This is a genomic window from Rothia sp. HMSC058E10, from assembly GCF_001809415.1.
GTDB lineage: Bacteria > Actinomycetota > Actinomycetes > Actinomycetales > Micrococcaceae > Rothia > Rothia dentocariosa.
The window spans coordinates 931-1328 of sequence record NZ_KV797634.1; the positions used below are offsets into that span (position 1 = coordinate 931).

At 46.7% G+C, this 398-nt stretch carries 1 pseudogene; it reads right to left on the minus strand.

The annotated features are described in order from the left end of the window. Positions 1-64: 64 nt before the first annotated feature. Positions 65-398 (minus strand): annotated as a pseudogene (locus tag HMPREF2609_RS07445) (hypothetical protein); the annotation flags it as partial.

A 398-nucleotide genomic window follows, 5' to 3' on the forward strand; every position in this document is an offset into this window, starting at 1 on the left:
CTCTCGTAAGTGAATACAGGAACAATGAACTCATTCTTGTAGTCGCATTTATACCCCATAGTGTTTATATAGAAGGGTCTGGCTCGGTAAATTCACTATGCACCAGGTGTACCTTTGAGGCAAGAGCAGGGTCATAAAATGGTGATTCAGGATAATACCGAGGATCATCAACATAAACGCCCGTAGTCTGTGAACTATGGGTAGTAACACCAAAAAGCTCCCCGTACTTATCGTAGAGAGGATCAGGGGCACCATGAGGGAAATTCCTGCGCTGTTCTTCTTCGAAATCAGACCAGGGGTATCGCACACCCTCACCAGCAATCATCACATTTTCCGCACCCATCACATCCTCAAACTGCGGAATATACGAGGTGGGAAGACCAACACCATACCCCACC